The organism is Bacillus spongiae (assembly GCF_037120725.1).
GTDB lineage: Bacteria > Bacillota > Bacilli > Bacillales > Bacillaceae_K > Bacillus_CI > Bacillus_CI spongiae.
Map to the genome: position 1 here is coordinate 1 of NZ_JBBAXC010000011.1, position 15,347 is coordinate 15,347.

Below are 15,347 nucleotides of genomic sequence, written 5' to 3' on the forward strand. Positions count from 1 at the left end.
TCATGATATAATTTTTAAACATAAGGACCCTTCTTTCGATGAGATTTTGTGTGAGAACTCTATTTTATCAGAAGTGGTCCTTATTTTAATTCAAAAAATAAACAAAGCCGGTGAAATTTTACTCATCATAAAATTTCACCGGCTTTTTCATCTCAGAGGTGGGTTTTGTCCCAGCCTCTTTTTAAATAATTCTCTGTTTTCTTTCCTCTGAATGGGGAGGGCAAGTGTTTCAAAATTCGTAAACCGCCATTCTTTTCATGATAATAAATAAAAATAGAAAATTACTAATGGTTTTATCCTTACCGTTTATCTTGTCAATGATGGACGATAGACAATTATTATTCCTCCAATTGGAGGATCAAGTAATTCTCATTAAGAAAAAAATTTCAAAAAGAGTTTCAAAAAAGAAGGAATATCTCCTTGTGCGTTGAATTTTTCTAATAGCCAAATAAGAAAGGTGGGAATAGTAATGTAATGATTATTGAACAGCTTGCAAATGAAGTTCTAGAAAAAGCCATTGTATTAAATGCCTCAGATATTCATCTTCTTCCCCGAAAGCTAGATTACTCCATCCAATTCCGTATTTTAGGCCATTTGTATAAAGGTCAGATTCTCTCCTTTGAAGAAGCGGAGCGATTAATCTCACACTTTAAATTTAGAGCTTCTATGGACATTGGAGAGAAGCGTAAACCGCAAACTGGTGCCCTTCATTTTCGGTTTCAAAAACGCCCTCTTGCCATTCGATTATCAACACTTCCTACTGCTCATCAAAAAGAAAGCCTCGTTATTCGTGTATTACCTCAAGAAGCTGCCCTCCCAATTGGACAAATGTCTCTGTTTCCTTCTTCAGCTAAAAAGCTACATGCCCTTCTAATGCATTCTCACGGACTGATGATTTTTACAGGGCCGACTGGAAGTGGAAAAACGACCACACTTTATTCCTTGATTGAGCATTGCTCCAAGAAGTTAAACCGTCATGTCATTACCCTTGAAGATCCGGTAGAAAAGCAAAATGAAGAATTACTGCAAGTTCAAGTGAATGAAAAGGCTGGTATTACTTATGCAAATGGATTACGCGCAATTCTACGTCATGATCCAGATATTATTATGGTCGGAGAAATTCGTGATCAAGAAACAGCAGGAATTGCGATTCGTGCAGCTCTAACAGGTCATTTAGTCTTGACGACCTTGCATACGAGAGACGCTAAAGGAGCGATTTACCGGTTAATGGAATTTGGGGTTAAATGGGAAGAAGTTCAGCAAACATTAATTGCGGTGACTGCTCAAAGGTTAGTGAAATTGCAATGTCCTCTTTGTGTTCATCAAGAAAAATCTTCTTGTACGAACCAGCATCATAATAAGCGGGTGAGTGTGTATGAAATATTGTCAGGAAAAGCCCTTCAAACGTGTATACGTGAAGCGAAGGGGCAAGAGGTAAGCATGCCCTATCCGTTACTGCAAGATATGTTAAGGAAGGGGGTTGCACTTGGTTATATTTCTGAAAAAGAATATAAACGCTGGGCTTTTCAAAAAGAAGCGATCCCTTCGACATCAAGATGATTTTCTGATTAGACTTGGTGAAATGCTTCAACAAGGTTTTTCATTATCAGAAGGAATTGAATTTTTATTTTTGTATTTAGAAAAGAAAGAGACTAGTGACGCAAAGAGAATTTTATTAGATCTAAAAAGTGGAGCTGCACTTCACGAAGTGTTACAAAAATTAGGTTTTTCAAATCAAATTTGTGCTCAAATTTACTTTGCGCAGGCTCACGGTAACGTGTCGCAAGCACTCGTAGATGCTGGTTATTTCCTGCAACAGCGAAAACAAGAACAGAAAAAACTTTTCAAAGCCCTCCAGTATCCTCTCATTTTATTTTTGTTTTTTAATGGTCTTCTCCTGCTTCTTCAAGTAGTATTACTTCCTCAATTTGAAAGACTTTACTACACAATGGGTTATGAGCCAAAAGGCTTTTCAGCGTTATTTTTACAAGGAATAAAGCAATTTCCAATGGTATTGTTAGTCAGCGCTTTGGTTCTTTTAATCGCTGGGTATGTAGCCTTTACATGTCGAAGATGGCTTCCTCCTGAAAAGCAAGTGAGCGTGCTATTGAGGATTCCCGTCGTTTCGTTTTATGTGAGAAGCTACCTTACTCATTTCTTTTCAAGAGAATTAAGTTTTCTCCTTAAAAGTGGGTTATCGATTAATAAAGCGATGTCGGTTTTTGAGGAACAATCCTTTCGCCCATTTTTTCAGAAGCAGGGGAGTTCGATTAAGGCACATCTTGACAATGGCTTGTCCTTTCCGAGTACGCTTGAATATTTACCATTTTATCTTCCTGAATTACCCATTGTCATTCGACATGGTGAACAGAATAGTCTTTTAGAGCAAGAGCTACGTTACTTTAGCTCATTTTGCCTTGAACAGATGGAGGAGAGGACGGAGAAAATTTTACAATGGATTCAGCCAATTGTTTTTGGGTTTATTGGTGCTTTTGTCGTGATGATGTATTTGTCACTTATGCTTCCGATGTATGAAATGATGAAAACGATATAGGAGGATGGATAATGAAACAATGGAACAATGAAAAGGGTTTTACGATGATAGAGATGATGATCGTTTTACTTGTCATCTCAGTCGTATTACTATTAGCCATTCCTAACTTAACCAATCGAAGTGACAGCATTAATGATAAAGGGTGTGAAGCGCTTGTTACGATGATTGAGGGACAAGTCGAAGCGTATAAATTAGATTTTAATGCAACACCAGGATCAATCGACGATCTTGTCAATGAAGGGTATTTAAAAACGAATCAAAATGTTTGTTCGAATGGAAAGACGTATGTGATTAGTAATGGAAAAGTTGAAGAACAAGCAGCACCATAATTCACAGGCTGGCTTCACCTTACTAGAAACACTTTTTGTGCTCTTTATGGTTTCCATCATTTTTTCCCTCGCCACCTTTTCCTTCCAAGCCTTCCAATCTCAGTCAAAACAAAGACAATTTATTCACCAGTTAACAATAGATTTGTATGAAGCTCAGACGTATGCCATTCATTATGAGACAGCGGTTTACGTTCAATTTTATTCCCACAAATATCATGTGAAAACACAAGGAGGAAAGCTCTTATTTGTTCGACAGTTACCTGAAAATAGTTCGGTTCAATCAAATAGCTTTAACAGCTTTACCTTTTATCCAAATGGAAACACGAACCGCTTCGGCACGATAAAGTTTCAAATAGAAAATCAAACAATAAAATGCACCTTTTTTATTGGCAAAGGAAGATTCTATGTTGAAAAACAATAGGGGATACGCTTTACCTGAAAGCTTAATTGCGTTGTTCAGCTTGTTCTTTCTTGTCGCATCGATTTTTCCAGTAATCTATATTCAATATGAAAAACAACGTCAACAAGAACGTGAGCTTGAAAGTGCAAGAGTCATGTTTGAAGAAGTAGAGAATGTATTTTTTACTTCCGCTCAAAAGCAAAACGAGGAGATAAAAAAGGGAGAAGGTAGATTTCAACTTATATGGGAAATCGACACGGGTGTATGCGTTAAACAAGAGGGTGTGGTCCTTTGTGTACGTAAAAGATGAAAAGGGTTTTACGTTTCTTGAGAATCTCATCTCATTTTCAATTTTCCTCATGATTACCTCTTATTTTGGTTTATTGTTAAGTCAATTGTATCAGATGGAGACGAGGCAATATGGTTATCCACATGAATGGCATCTTTTTTTAAAACAATTACAACAAGAGATGAAAGCAGCGAACCATATCGATGTGTATGACCATTACATCACGTTTCAAGGAGATGGAGAGAGTATTCGTTACGAACGATATAGCAATTTAATTAGAAGAAGAGTCAACTTACAAGGGCATGAAGTAATTTTACAAGGTGTAAGAGAGTCGACTTTTGTAAAAATAGATGGGGGTGTAGAGCTAAACATGACGTTTAAAACGGGAGAAACGAGAATAGCTAAAGTATATTCTTATATAGAGAACATAGATGAATAAGGAGGAAGGGTATATATTACCTTTTACGTATTTCTTCTTTCTTATTTGCTGTGCAACGATAGTAGCCTATGCTTCTTATTCAAGTACTCATCATCGAATAATGACAATGATGAAAGAAGATTATGAAAATGAAGTGATGCTTATGCTGACCGCTGAAATAGCCATGCAAAATACGGATACAAAGGGGTTTGTAGAATGGGAGAAGGGGAATGTTACGTATCGAAAGGATATGATAGAGGGGAAGGAGAGGATGTCTTTATTGTTATGGCGAAATGAACAGTCCTTCTCTAGGTCATTCATGTATAATAAGGATGGAAAGATATTTGAATGGAAGTAGGGAATTAGTTTGAAAACAATCTATTTGATTGGCTTTATGGGTGTAGGAAAAACGACAATTGGTAGTGCATTAGGAAGAAAATTAGATATTCCTGTTGTAGATACGGATCATGCTATCGTTGAGCAAGCTCAAAAAAGTATTCCGGAAATATTTGCGGAAGATGGCGAAGAGACTTTTCGGACAATGGAAGGGATTGTTTTACAGCGTCTTTCGAAACCTAATACTGTCATTACAACAGGTGGAGGCATCGTATTAAACGAAGACAATATAGAGTATATGAGGGAAAGCGGGATTGTCGTTTTATTAGAGACTGATTTTAACTTATTGTGGAAGCGAATTAGAAGAGATCCGAATCGTCCCCTTGCTTCCTCTTCTAGTAAAGAGTCGCTAAAAAGACTCTACGAATCAAGAAAGCAACAGTATGTAAAGGCAGCCCATATTTGTATAAATACAAGTAATTACCCCGTTGAAAAGACGGTCGATTCCATTCTTTTACGTCTAAAAGAGAGGTAAGCTGGTTATAATAGTGCCTGAAAAGAGGTGCTAGCATGTCAATAAATGATTACGTTAAATTTGTAACAGAAAATTTAGTGCAACATTTTGATAAACCGAGGGAAGAGAGAAAATCCATTCGTCGAAAAAGGAAACAACAAAAATCTACGTTTTTATTTCGTTGGTTTGGCGTGATCCCATATGTGATTATGGCGATAGTTAAACGTAAATAGATGGGCAAGTAGAATAATTAGCGTTCTACTTGCTTTTTTTATGCAAGGCAAGATTAGTTGACCGACAGAATGAATAAAGAGATTACTGAAGGTAAAAGAGCCCACCATTAATGATTTCTACCTCAATGGAAGGTTCGTATTGATCTTGAAGCGCGCGTTGTTCAACAATAAATGATTCTGGCTTTGTCTCCATGTCTTGATAAAAAGAGTGAAGTAAAGCTAAATCTGCGTCCCATCTTTTTCTTGCATCTTCTGCCCATTGGTGATTCTCACGTTGAATTTCTTGTGTAATATAATTCTCAATTCTAGACATTCCGCTAACGGGTTTAATGATGGGAGTTAAAGTAAAACAATAATCGGGAATTTTTGGCGTCCACTTTTTGTTTAGGAGCTTATCATGAAATGTTGTATCAAGCTGACCGTTGATTAAATTCAGTCCAAATGAACGTAGCGTATCTTTCTTTAAATCACATTGATAAGATATTTTTACATTTAAACATAGCCAAGGATATAGGGGAGATTGTTTTCCAGCTATCATTGGCGTTTGTTCATAAAGGCGAATATAGGCAGAAATAGCTTTTGTTGATTGGAAAATTTGGTGAAGTCGAGGTGATCCGAAATGTAGTACTTCACCTTTAACTTTATTCGAGACATGTTCTGGATTGGTGATAAGGGTTAATTGCATTGGGTTTGGCGTCCCGCCCGTTTTCTCAAGGTAATGCCAATAAAAAGGGCGGTTCATTAGCTGTTTATCAAGGTCGATGGTTAATTGTACATTCAAATAGTCAGCGGCATTTTCTATAATTTCACAGCCATTTTCGGTGAAATATTTATGAAGAAATTGATGTATTTCCTGTTGTTGCATCTTTTTGACCCTCCTTCATATTTTGTGCAAACTGAATCATCGATGTTAAATTTTCCATTTTAATTTTCATTTCTCCTTCTGATTTTGATGATGTAAAAATATCATTCATATATTCTTCCATATCACCGAATTCAATTTTCGTCAAAATATCATCCAATTCACCGACGACACGCTCAAATAGGTGGATTTTTTCGTATAGTAGTTTTAAAATATGTTCTTCTACTGTATTCTTTGTTGCAAAATTATAAATCTTTACATCCTCCGTCTGACCTAATCGATGTACACGGCCAATTCGTTGCTCGAGTCTCATAGGGTTCCAAGGTAAATCAAAATTGATCATATGGGAACAAAATTGCAGATTTATACCTTCTCCACCTGCTTCCGTGGCAATAAGAACTTGGGCGTGATTTTTAAATAGCTCTCTCATCCAGTCTTTTTTTCCACGTTTAAAACCGCCTCTAAAAGGAACGGAGGAAATCCCGTGCTGCTTTAAAAACCATTGTAGATATAGTTGGGTCGCACGATACTCAGTGAAAATAATGACTTTATCGTTCACTTGTTGAATAATTTCTATCGCTTTCTTTGCCTTTGAATTTTGTTGAACTTGTTCTACTTTCTGCATCATGTATTGAATTCTATTTTTTAGGTTTGACGTGATCTCCTCTTTTTCTAACATGTTTTTTAAGGTGAAAAATACCGCTTCCCGACTAGAGCATGCTTCCCTTTGAAGAGTGAGTATGGAAAAAGAACTAGTCATGTACTCATCATATTGTTGGGTTATGGAGGAGATACTGTCGTATAATTCCTGTTCCTCTTTAGAAAACTCAATGATTTCTGTTTGAACATGTCGCTTCGTCCATTCAATACCAGTATCTTTCCGGCGATGTCGAATCATTACGGTATTGATAAGGTCTTTTAAGTGTTGGTCATTAACTAGTGTGCGTTCTCCTTTTTGATATTTATCCATAAAGCCTGATTGGCTACCTAAATGTCCAGGTTTTAATAAAGAAACTAGGAAGAATATTTCTTCTAATCGGTTTTGTATGGGGGTCGCGGTTAATAGTAAGCAAAATTTCTTTTTTAAATTTTGGACAAACTCATAGTTTTTTGTTTTTGGATTTTTCAGCTTATGAGCTTCATCGATTATCACTAGGTCATAGTTTTGTTCGTAAATTTTATCTCGATGAGGATTTCGCTTTGCTGTATCAATAGAAGAAACAACGATATCACATTGGTCCCAAACGTAGCTTTTCCGTTGAGGAACAGCTGGTATGAAGAATTTACTATTAAGCTCACTTGTCCATTGAGAAACAAGTGAAGCAGGAACGAGAATCAAGACTTTTTTAACTAAACCACGGATCATATACTCTTTTAATATGAGACCTGCTTCAATTGTTTTACCTAATCCAACTTCGTCGGCAAGAATGGCCTTTCCATTCATTTGTTCAACGACTTGTCTAGCCGTATCAAGTTGATGGGGTAATGGGGTCAAATTAGGCAAATGTTTTGGGGCTTGTAGCCCTTCAAAGTTCGGAATTACCGTATGATTCTCCACTTCTAATGCCAATTTGAACAGCTCCCAATTTCCCCAAGGGCCATCATTTTCAATTCGCTCCAAAAAATCATTAGTCCAGTTTTTATCAAATTTTATCGTGATATTCATAAAAACATCTCCTTTGAAAGCATAAAAATATTGCCGAATAGAAGTTAATGATGGTAGGATGTATGTAAAGATTTGAAAAGTTTATAAAATACCAAAACCCGAACATTCTACTTTTTAACTTTTGCATTATTATTCTAGTATGTCCAATAGTGTAACCGAATATAGGCGAATGATAGCAAGGGGAGAGACTGAACTCATTTCAGCGCCGAAGGAGCAAGCGAAATACTTCGTGAATCTCTCAGGCAAAAAGACTCTTGTTGGACGCATCTCTGGAGAGTGTTTCGTTTGAAACCACCCAAGGGGAAAACCATTATGGTAAACTTTCAGGTGAAAGGACAGAGGAATCTCATCGTTACGATGGAATTCCTCTGTCCTTTTTTAAAGGGAAAAGGGTGGCTACGAAAGTAAGAGCATGTAGGTTATGCACCTTATCTATAAAAATTTCCTCACTTATTTATGATAAATAGAACGATTTGTTCTTTTATCGTCAGTGCTGTGGTAGGAATTCACCTGATGTAAAAAGGGCAGCTTTAATTTTTCAAATTGTAGAAAGTATGTAGGGATGAAATGAAGGGGGAAACATTGTGGCTCAATTAAAACGAACTCCACTCTTTAACGCATATAAAGCGTATGGTGGGAAAACAATTGATTTTGGTGGATGGGAGCTGCCTGTTCAGTTTTCAAGTATTAAACGTGAACATGAAGCCGTCCGAACAAAAGCGGGATTGTTTGATGTCTCTCACATGGGAGAATTTGAAGTAAAAGGGAAGGATAGTCTTACTTTCTTAAATAAGATGATGACAAATGATGTGAGTAAGTTGAAAGTAGGGCGTGCTCAATACACGGCAATGTGTTATGAAAACGGTGGAACTGTAGATGATCTTTTAATCTATAAGCGTGAAGAAGAAGATTATTTACTTGTCGTCAATGCTTCTAATATTGAGAAAGACTTCGATTGGTTAGAAAGCCATGTGAGTGGAGAGGTCGTCTTAACGAATGTTTCAGATCAAACAGCTCAGCTGGCGATACAAGGACCAAGTGCAGAAATCATCCTGCAAAAACTTGTGTCCGATACCGTTTTACAAGAGATATCATTTTTCGGCTTTTTACCAGCTGTGAACATTGATGGGATTACAGCGTTAGTTTCTCGTACAGGCTATACAGGTGAAGACGGATTCGAAATCTATTGTAAGGCAGAAGATGTTGAAAAGCTTTGGGTTGCGATTCTTCGTGAAGGGGAAGAAGAAGGGCTTCTTCCGTGTGGCCTTGGTGCGAGAGATACGTTACGGTTTGAAGCGAACCTTGCCCTTTATGGTCAAGAACTTACAAAGGACATTTCTCCTATTGAAGCAGGGATTAGTTTTGCTGTAAAAACTCAAAAACCTGAGGATTTCATTGGAAAAGATATTTTAGTAGCTCAAAAAGAAAATGGGCCAGCCCGCCGCATTGTAGGAATAGAAATGGTTGATAAAGGAATACCTAGACATGGCTACAAAGTATATAGCGGGGATACAGTTATTGGAGAAGTGACAACCGGAACACAATCTCCAACATTGAAAAAAAATGTAGGACTTGCGCTCGTACAAGAAGAGTTTACAGCAATAGGAACAGAGGTTACGGTTGAAGTTCGAAATAAACCGTTAAAAGCAATTGTAGTTCCTACACCATTTTATAAGCGACCGAAGAAATAAGGAAGGCGGGGAAAAAGTATGAAGCATCGTTATTTACCAATGACCGACAAAGATCAAGCTGAAATGCTATCAGCAATTGGTGTTGAGAGTGTGGATGAATTGTTCTCAGATATTCCAGAAAAAGTACGTTTTCAAGGCGAGTATAACATTAAAGAGGCAAAGCCAGAGACTTCTTTAATGAAGGAACTTTCAACATTAGCTGGTAAAAATGCTGATTTGAAACAGTATATATCCTTTTTAGGTGCCGGAGTTTATGACCACTACATCCCAACTATCGTCGATCATGTTTTATCTCGTTCAGAGTTTTATACGGCATATACGCCTTATCAACCTGAAATCTCTCAAGGTGAGCTACAAGCCATCTTTGAATATCAAACCATGATTTGTGAATTAACAGGAATGGATGTAGCCAATTCTTCCATGTACGATGGAGGGACAGCTTTAGCGGAAGCCGCGATGTTAAGTTGTGGTCAAACGAGACGCAAGAAAGTATTAGTCTCTGAAACGGTTCATCCTGAATCATTAGCTGTATTGGAAACATATGCAAAAGGACAATATATTGAGGTTGTTACAATTCCTCATAAAGATGGTGTAACAGATTTAGCGAAATTAGAGGAATTAATGAATGACGATATTGCAGCGGCTGTCATACAGTATCCAAACTTCTTCGGTCGTGTAGAACCGCTACAAGAAATAGAATCCATTATCCATCAACATAAAGGGCTGTTTGTCGTTTCTTCAAATCCTTTAGCACTTGGTGTGTTGACACCTCCTGGTAAGTTTGGAGCAGATATTGTAGTAGGTGACGCACAACCATTTGGTATCCCTGCTGCGTTTGGTGGACCTCATTGTGGTTATTTTGCTGTAACGAAAAAACTTATGCGGAAAGTTCCGGGTCGTTTAGTTGGTCAAACAACAGATGAAGAAGGCCGTCGAGGCTTTGTGTTAACGTTACAAGCACGAGAGCAGCATATTCGCCGTGATAAAGCAACGTCAAATATTTGTTCAAACCAAGCATTGAATGCCCTTGCCGCTTCTGTTGCAATGACAGCACTAGGTAAAAAAGGGGTTCAAGAGATGGCGGTCCAAAATATTCAAAAAGCTCATTATGCAAAGAAAGCTTTCGAAAAACAAGGATTTGAGATTGTGTTTTCCGGTCCTTCCTTTAATGAGTTTGTTGTTAAGCTGAATTCTTCAGTAAAACAATTAAATGAAAAGCTTCTTACAAAAGGGATCATTGCTGGCTATGATTTAGGTAGGGATTTCGTCGAGCTAGACAACCATATGCTCGTTGCGATTACAGAGCTAAGAACAAAAGAGGAAATTGACGTATTTGTTAAGGAAGTGGGGGAACATCATGCATAAAGAAAATCAGCCACTCATATTTGAATTAACAAAAGAAGGACGTATTGGATATAGTCTTCCAGAGCTAGATGTTGAAGTAGCCGACCTTTCTCAGCTTTTACCGGAAGAATATATTCGAGAAGAAGAACCTGAGCTTCCTGAAGTTTCTGAGCTAGATATTATGAGACATTATACCGCCTTATCGAACCGTAACCATGGTGTTGATTCGGGATTTTATCCATTGGGCTCTTGTACAATGAAATATAATCCGAAAATCAATGAAAATGTTGCAAGATATCCAGGGTTTGCCCATGTTCACCCATTGCAGCCGGAATCATCTACTCAAGGTGCGATGGAGTTAATGTATGACCTACAAGAGCATTTAAAAGAAATTACGGGAATGGATGAGGTCACACTCCAACCTGCTGCAGGTGCCCACGGAGAATGGACAGGGCTTATGATGATTCGTGCTTACCATGAAGCAAATGGAGATGTAAACCGAACAAAAGTCATTGTACCCGATTCTGCTCATGGTACGAATCCAGCTTCCGCCACTGTGGCAGGATTTGAAACCGTAACGGTAAAGTCAGATGAAAATGGACTTGTTGACTTAGACGATCTAAAACGAGTAGTAGGTGAGGATACAGCTGCCTTAATGCTTACGAATCCGAATACTTTAGGGTTATTTGAAGAGAACATTTTGGAGATGGCGACCATTATCCATGATGCAGGAGGCAAGTTGTATTATGATGGCGCGAATTTAAATGCGGTTATGTCAAAAGCTAGACCGGGGGATATGGGCTTTGATGTTGTTCATTTAAATCTTCATAAAACGTTTACGGGTCCTCACGGTGGTGGAGGTCCAGGATCAGGCCCTGTTGGAGTGAAATCAGACCTGATTCCTTATTTACCAAAGCCTACGCTCGAGAAAGATGGAGAAACCTATTTCTTCAATTATGATCGTCCAGATTCTATCGGACGCGTTAAGCCTTTCTATGGAAACTTTGGAATCAACGTCAGGGCTTATACGTATATTCGTACAATGGGGCCTGATGGCTTAAAAGCGGTGACGGAAAATGCGGTATTGAATGCGAATTATATGATGAGAAGACTAGAGCCTTATTTTGACCTTCCTTATAATCGTCACTGTAAACATGAATTCGTGCTAAGTGGTCGTCGTCAAAAGAAACTAGGTGTTAGAACGCTAGATATGGCGAAGCGATTATTAGACTTCGGTTATCATCCACCAACCATTTACTTCCCATTAAACGTGGAAGAAGGAATGATGATTGAGCCGACAGAAACAGAATCAAAAGAAACGTTGGATGCATTTATTGATGCGATGATCCAAATTGCTAAAGAAACAGAAGAAAATCCTGAAACGGTGCAAGAAGCCCCTCATACGACGGTTATCAGTCGTTTAGATGAAGCGACAGCAGCTCGTAAACCGATTTTACGTTATCAAAAATAAAAACAGATACGAAGAAAAAGCACATTTCATTTACTGTCATGTGCTTTTTCTAGTTTGAAAGAAATTAAGGTACGAGAGTAGGGGATGGTGACTTCTTGTATAGGTTGCAATCATTTATGTAGCAGGAGTCTAGTAACTTACGAAGTCGTTATTTCACTCATTAAAGCATGAGTATTCCCCTCTGTATCTTGGAAAAACGTCATCCACGTCTCTGTTTGTCCCATTTTGGCTACAAGATGTGGTTCATCTAGAAAAAGCACCCCTTTTCCAAGTAATTCATCAGCGGATTTTTTTATATTTTCTACTTGAAAGTAAATGACAGAGCTTGATTGCTTAAACGTTTCTTTCTCCGCTATGCTTAAAAGAAGTCGTAGCCCATTACACTCGAAAAATGCCATACTACTTGTGTTAAATAGAAGTGGTAATTCAAGCTTTTCTTGATAAAAATGGGTGGCTCTCTCTAGGTCTATTACAGGTATCCCAATCTGACCGACTTTTTGAATCATATTTGTATTCATTTATATATCTCTCCTTTCCTTTTTTACATCATAATAAAGAAACATTAAAATTTCTTATCCAATATCACTTTTTTTCGATATTGGAGGGGAGAAATTCCGACATGCTGCTTAAATAGTCGACTAAAGGATGCTGGATGGTGAAATCCTAGATCGTAGGCTATTTCGGTGATGGTGAAGTCAAGCTTAGATAATAGCCGTTTGGCTTTGTTCATTCTAAAGGCTGTAATATGTTGATGAGGGGTTTTTCCATAGACGAGTGAGTAATTTCTTAATAGATGATTAGGTGATAAGCTTGCAACCTTAGCAAGTTCAGTTAATTGGATAGATTGATGATAAAAAGCTCTAATATACTCATGAGCGATGCTAACTCTTCGAAATAATTCTTCCCTAGTAGAAGCTTTCAGTGCAGGCAAAGCTTCTATTTGTTTATTTAATGTGAAGTGTTCCAATAAAAGCAGTTGCATTAATCCATGAAATTCTTCTTCATATCCAATGGAATCATTTTGATGAGTGGTTACATTCTTCTAAAATTGGCTTAAATAAGCAGAGATTGTTGTATTGGTAGGATATGTTTTCTCAAAGAAATCAACTGTGAGTGTACTGTTAGAAGGGTCTGTTAATAGCTTATCTGTAGGAGTAATGAGTGTGTGGGAAATCTCCTTCGCGAATCCTTTGCGAAAAAATACACAGAAGGATTCAACCTCGTTTTGTTCTTCAATTGAGATGGTATAGTCCCCTTCATTAAGTAGTAAGTAACGATTTTCTTCAACGGCATAAAAACCACTATTTGTTTTATAATGAGCTTTTCCATTTGTGAATGTTTTGAGGGAAAGTTGACCGCTACCCTCCCAATAAAAGTGCTTACTTCTAGCATGTAAAACATGATTGGTACAATCATGAACACTCATTGTAATTACCTCCATATAGAGACATCGATAATGAATCTATTATATATAAAATAGATGATGAGACCCTGTCTGTTTAAAGCAGTCATCCTTTGTCGACAAAAAACAAGCCTCGAAAGAACATAACTTGTCTTTCGAGGCTTTACACATCAAAAATAGATCTAGTTTTTCTTTTTAATTTTCCCAGTCCATTTTTTAAAACCACCTTGAAGGTGATTGAGATCTTTATATCCTTTTCGATAAAGCATTCCAGCTGCACGTCCGCATCTCATTCCACTTTGACAGTATAAGTATACTGGTTTATCCGGACGGATTTCCGCTATTCGCGTTTTTAATTGCGAAAGTGGAATATTACGTGCACCTAAAATATGGCCTCCTTCGAATTCGTTCTGTTCGCGAACATCAATGAGCTGTGCTTTGCGATAACCAGCGCGGAAATCATCTTCGGATAAGGCATTTAGAATGCGCTTTTGTCTGAGATACATAACCACTGAGTAAACAATAATAGCAAAAATAATAACTAATAAAATCTGCCAAGTTGCCAACTTTCTTGCCCCTTTCAAACTAATACGATACATTCTATTATATTCATCTTTTGGATTATAATCAAAAGAAAAATTTACGGAAGTGCATCTTCTTTAAAAAAGTAGACTGATTTGATAGACTATAGACGGATTATGATATGAAATTGAGGGTGAAATGATGGGAAAAGAAGTATGGAGATTTATAGATAGTGGTGAATGTTCACCGTATTATAATATGGCTTTAGATGAAGCCTTACTTAATTGGCATAGCGAAGGGAAGATTCCGCCAACGATTCGTTTTTATGAGTGGAACCCGGCGACCTTATCCATAGGATATTTCCAAAAGATTGATCGTGAAATCAATTTAGACATGGTAAAAGAGCATGGGTTAGGATTTGTACGGAGACCTACTGGAGGTCGTGGCGTTCTCCATGAGCATGAGCTGACCTACAGTGTGATTGTAAGTGAAGACCATCCTGAGATGCCCAAAACGGTGACAGAGGCGTATCGCGTTATTTCTCAAGGGATTTTAAATGGATTCCACCAATTGGGTTTAGAAGCTTATTTTGCTATTCCAAGAACGAATGAGGAACGTAAAAGCCTTAAAGACCCCCGTTCTTCTGTCTGTTTTGATGCACCAAGCTGGTATGAGCTAGTTGTTGAAGGAAGAAAAGTAGCAGGAAGTGCTCAAACTCGTCAAAAAGGGGTTATTTTACAACATGGATCGATTCTGTTGGACCTCGATGAAGATAAGTTATTTAGTCTTTTCAAGTATCCAAATGATCGTGTGAAGGAAAGAATGCAGCGGGCATTTAAAAATAAGGCTGTTGCCATTAATGATATTTCCTCACGGAGAGTTTCAATTGAAGAAGCTAAAACAGCTTTTCATAAGGGGTTTGAAGATGGGCTTTCCATTACATTAGAGCCGTATGAATTATCGAAAACGGAAAAGGATTATGTTGAAGAGCTAGCATTACAAAAATATGCTTCAAAAGAGTGGAATTTTAAAAGATAATTTTTTTACAAAAAGCGACAATATGTCGCTTTTTTCTATTCTATTGGGGGATTCAGAGAAGAAGAAATAGTGCAACTGCAAAACATTTTCTATTAATAGGAGAAATGCATTTTTTTCTCCCCATTTCTTCGATTTTCTCGTTTTACTAGCAAATTTTTCATTTGACAAACATTTTGGTGGTTGACCATTTTTTCTATATATAGTATATTCTTATGTGTTGAACATACTATATATTGTGTAATTAGAGAAAAGTACAAATTATAATTTTCTATATATAG

17 protein-coding genes, 1 pseudogene and 2 riboswitches are annotated in these 15,347 nt (G+C 37.4%); of the genes and pseudogenes, 13 read left to right on the top strand and 5 right to left on the bottom strand.

Translation table 11 applies throughout. From position 1 onward, the window contains the following. The first annotated feature begins 474 nt into the window (after positions 1-474). From comGA to WAK64_RS13640, 9 genes are read left to right on the top strand one after another with little or no spacing between them, the layout of a single operon-like run. Positions 475-1,560 (top strand): competence type IV pilus ATPase ComGA, encoded by a 1,086-nt coding sequence (gene comGA, locus WAK64_RS13600; protein ID WP_336587535.1) that lies wholly within the window; start codon positions 475-477, stop codon positions 1,558-1,560. Beyond that, entirely contained in the window at positions 1,487-2,554 is a 1,068-nt protein-coding gene (comGB, locus tag WAK64_RS13605) for a competence type IV pilus assembly protein ComGB (protein WP_336587536.1), read from the top strand. Before comGA ends, comGB begins: the two co-directional genes overlap by 74 nt. Before the next feature lie 11 nt (positions 2,555-2,565). Next, entirely contained in the window at positions 2,566-2,883 is a 318-nt protein-coding gene (comGC, locus tag WAK64_RS13610) for a competence type IV pilus major pilin ComGC (RefSeq protein WP_336587537.1), read from the top strand. After that, positions 2,852-3,304, top strand: coding sequence for a competence type IV pilus minor pilin ComGD (gene comGD, locus WAK64_RS13615; RefSeq protein ID WP_336587538.1), 453 nt, complete (start codon positions 2,852-2,854; stop codon positions 3,302-3,304). The genes comGC and comGD overlap by 32 nt, the downstream gene beginning before the upstream one ends. Next, the gene (locus tag WAK64_RS13620; RefSeq protein WP_336587539.1) at positions 3,288-3,593 is read left to right on the top strand and encodes a type II secretion system protein; all 306 of its coding nucleotides are present in this window, start codon (positions 3,288-3,290) and stop codon (positions 3,591-3,593) included. Before comGD ends, WAK64_RS13620 begins: the two co-directional genes overlap by 17 nt. Continuing rightward, a complete protein-coding gene (gene comGF, locus WAK64_RS13625) occupies positions 3,577-4,011 on the top strand; it encodes a competence type IV pilus minor pilin ComGF (RefSeq protein WP_336587540.1) in 435 nt (144 codons plus the stop codon). The genes WAK64_RS13620 and comGF overlap by 17 nt, the downstream gene beginning before the upstream one ends. Further along, a complete protein-coding gene (locus WAK64_RS13630) occupies positions 4,004-4,348 on the top strand; it encodes a hypothetical protein (RefSeq protein ID WP_336587541.1) in 345 nt (114 codons plus the stop codon). The genes comGF and WAK64_RS13630 overlap by 8 nt, the downstream gene beginning before the upstream one ends. A gap of 9 nt (positions 4,349-4,357) precedes the next feature. Then, entirely contained in the window at positions 4,358-4,861 is a 504-nt protein-coding gene (locus tag WAK64_RS13635; protein ID WP_336587542.1) for a shikimate kinase, read from the top strand. A gap of 35 nt (positions 4,862-4,896) precedes the next feature. Then, complete coding sequence (locus WAK64_RS13640; protein ID WP_336587543.1) at positions 4,897-5,073, top strand: YqzE family protein; 177 nt, start codon at positions 4,897-4,899, stop codon at positions 5,071-5,073. A gap of 82 nt (positions 5,074-5,155) precedes the next feature. On the opposite strand, the gene WAK64_RS13645 is transcribed toward WAK64_RS13640, so the two are convergent. After that, positions 5,156-5,938, bottom strand: a complete 783-nt coding sequence (locus WAK64_RS13645; RefSeq protein WP_336587544.1) for a YqhG family protein — start codon at positions 5,936-5,938, stop codon at positions 5,156-5,158. Continuing rightward, on the bottom strand, positions 5,904-7,601 hold the full coding sequence (locus WAK64_RS13650) for a DEAD/DEAH box helicase (protein ID WP_336587545.1): 1,698 nt from the start codon (positions 7,599-7,601) through the stop codon (positions 5,904-5,906). Before WAK64_RS13650 ends, WAK64_RS13645 begins: the two co-directional genes overlap by 35 nt. A 169-nt stretch (positions 7,602-7,770) precedes the next feature. Further along, a riboswitch (glycine riboswitch) is annotated at positions 7,771-7,865 on the top strand. A 3-nt stretch (positions 7,866-7,868) separates the two neighbouring features. Further along, a riboswitch (glycine riboswitch) is annotated at positions 7,869-7,942 on the top strand. A gap of 243 nt (positions 7,943-8,185) precedes the next feature. On the opposite strand from WAK64_RS13650, the gene gcvT reads away from it, so the two are divergent. The 3 genes from gcvT to gcvPB are packed head-to-tail and all read left to right on the top strand — an operon-like array spanning position 8,186 to position 12,107. Next, positions 8,186-9,292, top strand: a complete 1,107-nt coding sequence (gcvT, locus tag WAK64_RS13655) for a glycine cleavage system aminomethyltransferase GcvT (protein WP_336587546.1) — start codon at positions 8,186-8,188, stop codon at positions 9,290-9,292. A gap of 18 nt (positions 9,293-9,310) precedes the next feature. Next, entirely contained in the window at positions 9,311-10,657 is a 1,347-nt protein-coding gene (gene gcvPA / locus WAK64_RS13660; RefSeq protein WP_336587547.1) for an aminomethyl-transferring glycine dehydrogenase subunit GcvPA, read from the top strand. Continuing rightward, positions 10,650-12,107 carry an aminomethyl-transferring glycine dehydrogenase subunit GcvPB gene (gene gcvPB, locus WAK64_RS13665; protein WP_336587548.1) on the top strand — a complete coding sequence of 486 codons (1,458 nt, stop codon included), beginning with the start codon at positions 10,650-10,652 and terminating at the stop codon, positions 12,105-12,107. Before gcvPA ends, gcvPB begins: the two co-directional genes overlap by 8 nt. Positions 12,108-12,244: 137 nt before the next feature. On the opposite strand, the gene WAK64_RS13670 is transcribed toward gcvPB, so the two are convergent. The 3 genes and pseudogenes from WAK64_RS13670 to WAK64_RS13680 form a co-directional block, all read right to left on the bottom strand. Continuing rightward, positions 12,245-12,625 (bottom strand): VOC family protein, encoded by a 381-nt coding sequence (locus WAK64_RS13670; protein WP_336587549.1) that lies wholly within the window; start codon positions 12,623-12,625, stop codon positions 12,245-12,247. Positions 12,626-12,669: 44 nt separating this feature from the next. Beyond that, positions 12,670-13,533, bottom strand: a pseudogene (locus tag WAK64_RS13675) (AraC family transcriptional regulator). Between the two features lie 158 nt (positions 13,534-13,691). Next, positions 13,692-14,108: a rhodanese-like domain-containing protein gene (locus tag WAK64_RS13680; protein WP_336587550.1), complete on the bottom strand. Its 417-nt coding sequence runs from the start codon at positions 14,106-14,108 to the stop codon at positions 13,692-13,694. Between the two features lie 124 nt (positions 14,109-14,232). On the opposite strand from WAK64_RS13680, the gene WAK64_RS13685 reads away from it, so the two are divergent. Then, a complete protein-coding gene (locus WAK64_RS13685; protein WP_336587700.1) occupies positions 14,233-15,069 on the top strand; it encodes a lipoate--protein ligase family protein in 837 nt (278 codons plus the stop codon). Positions 15,070-15,347: the final 278 nt, after the last annotated feature.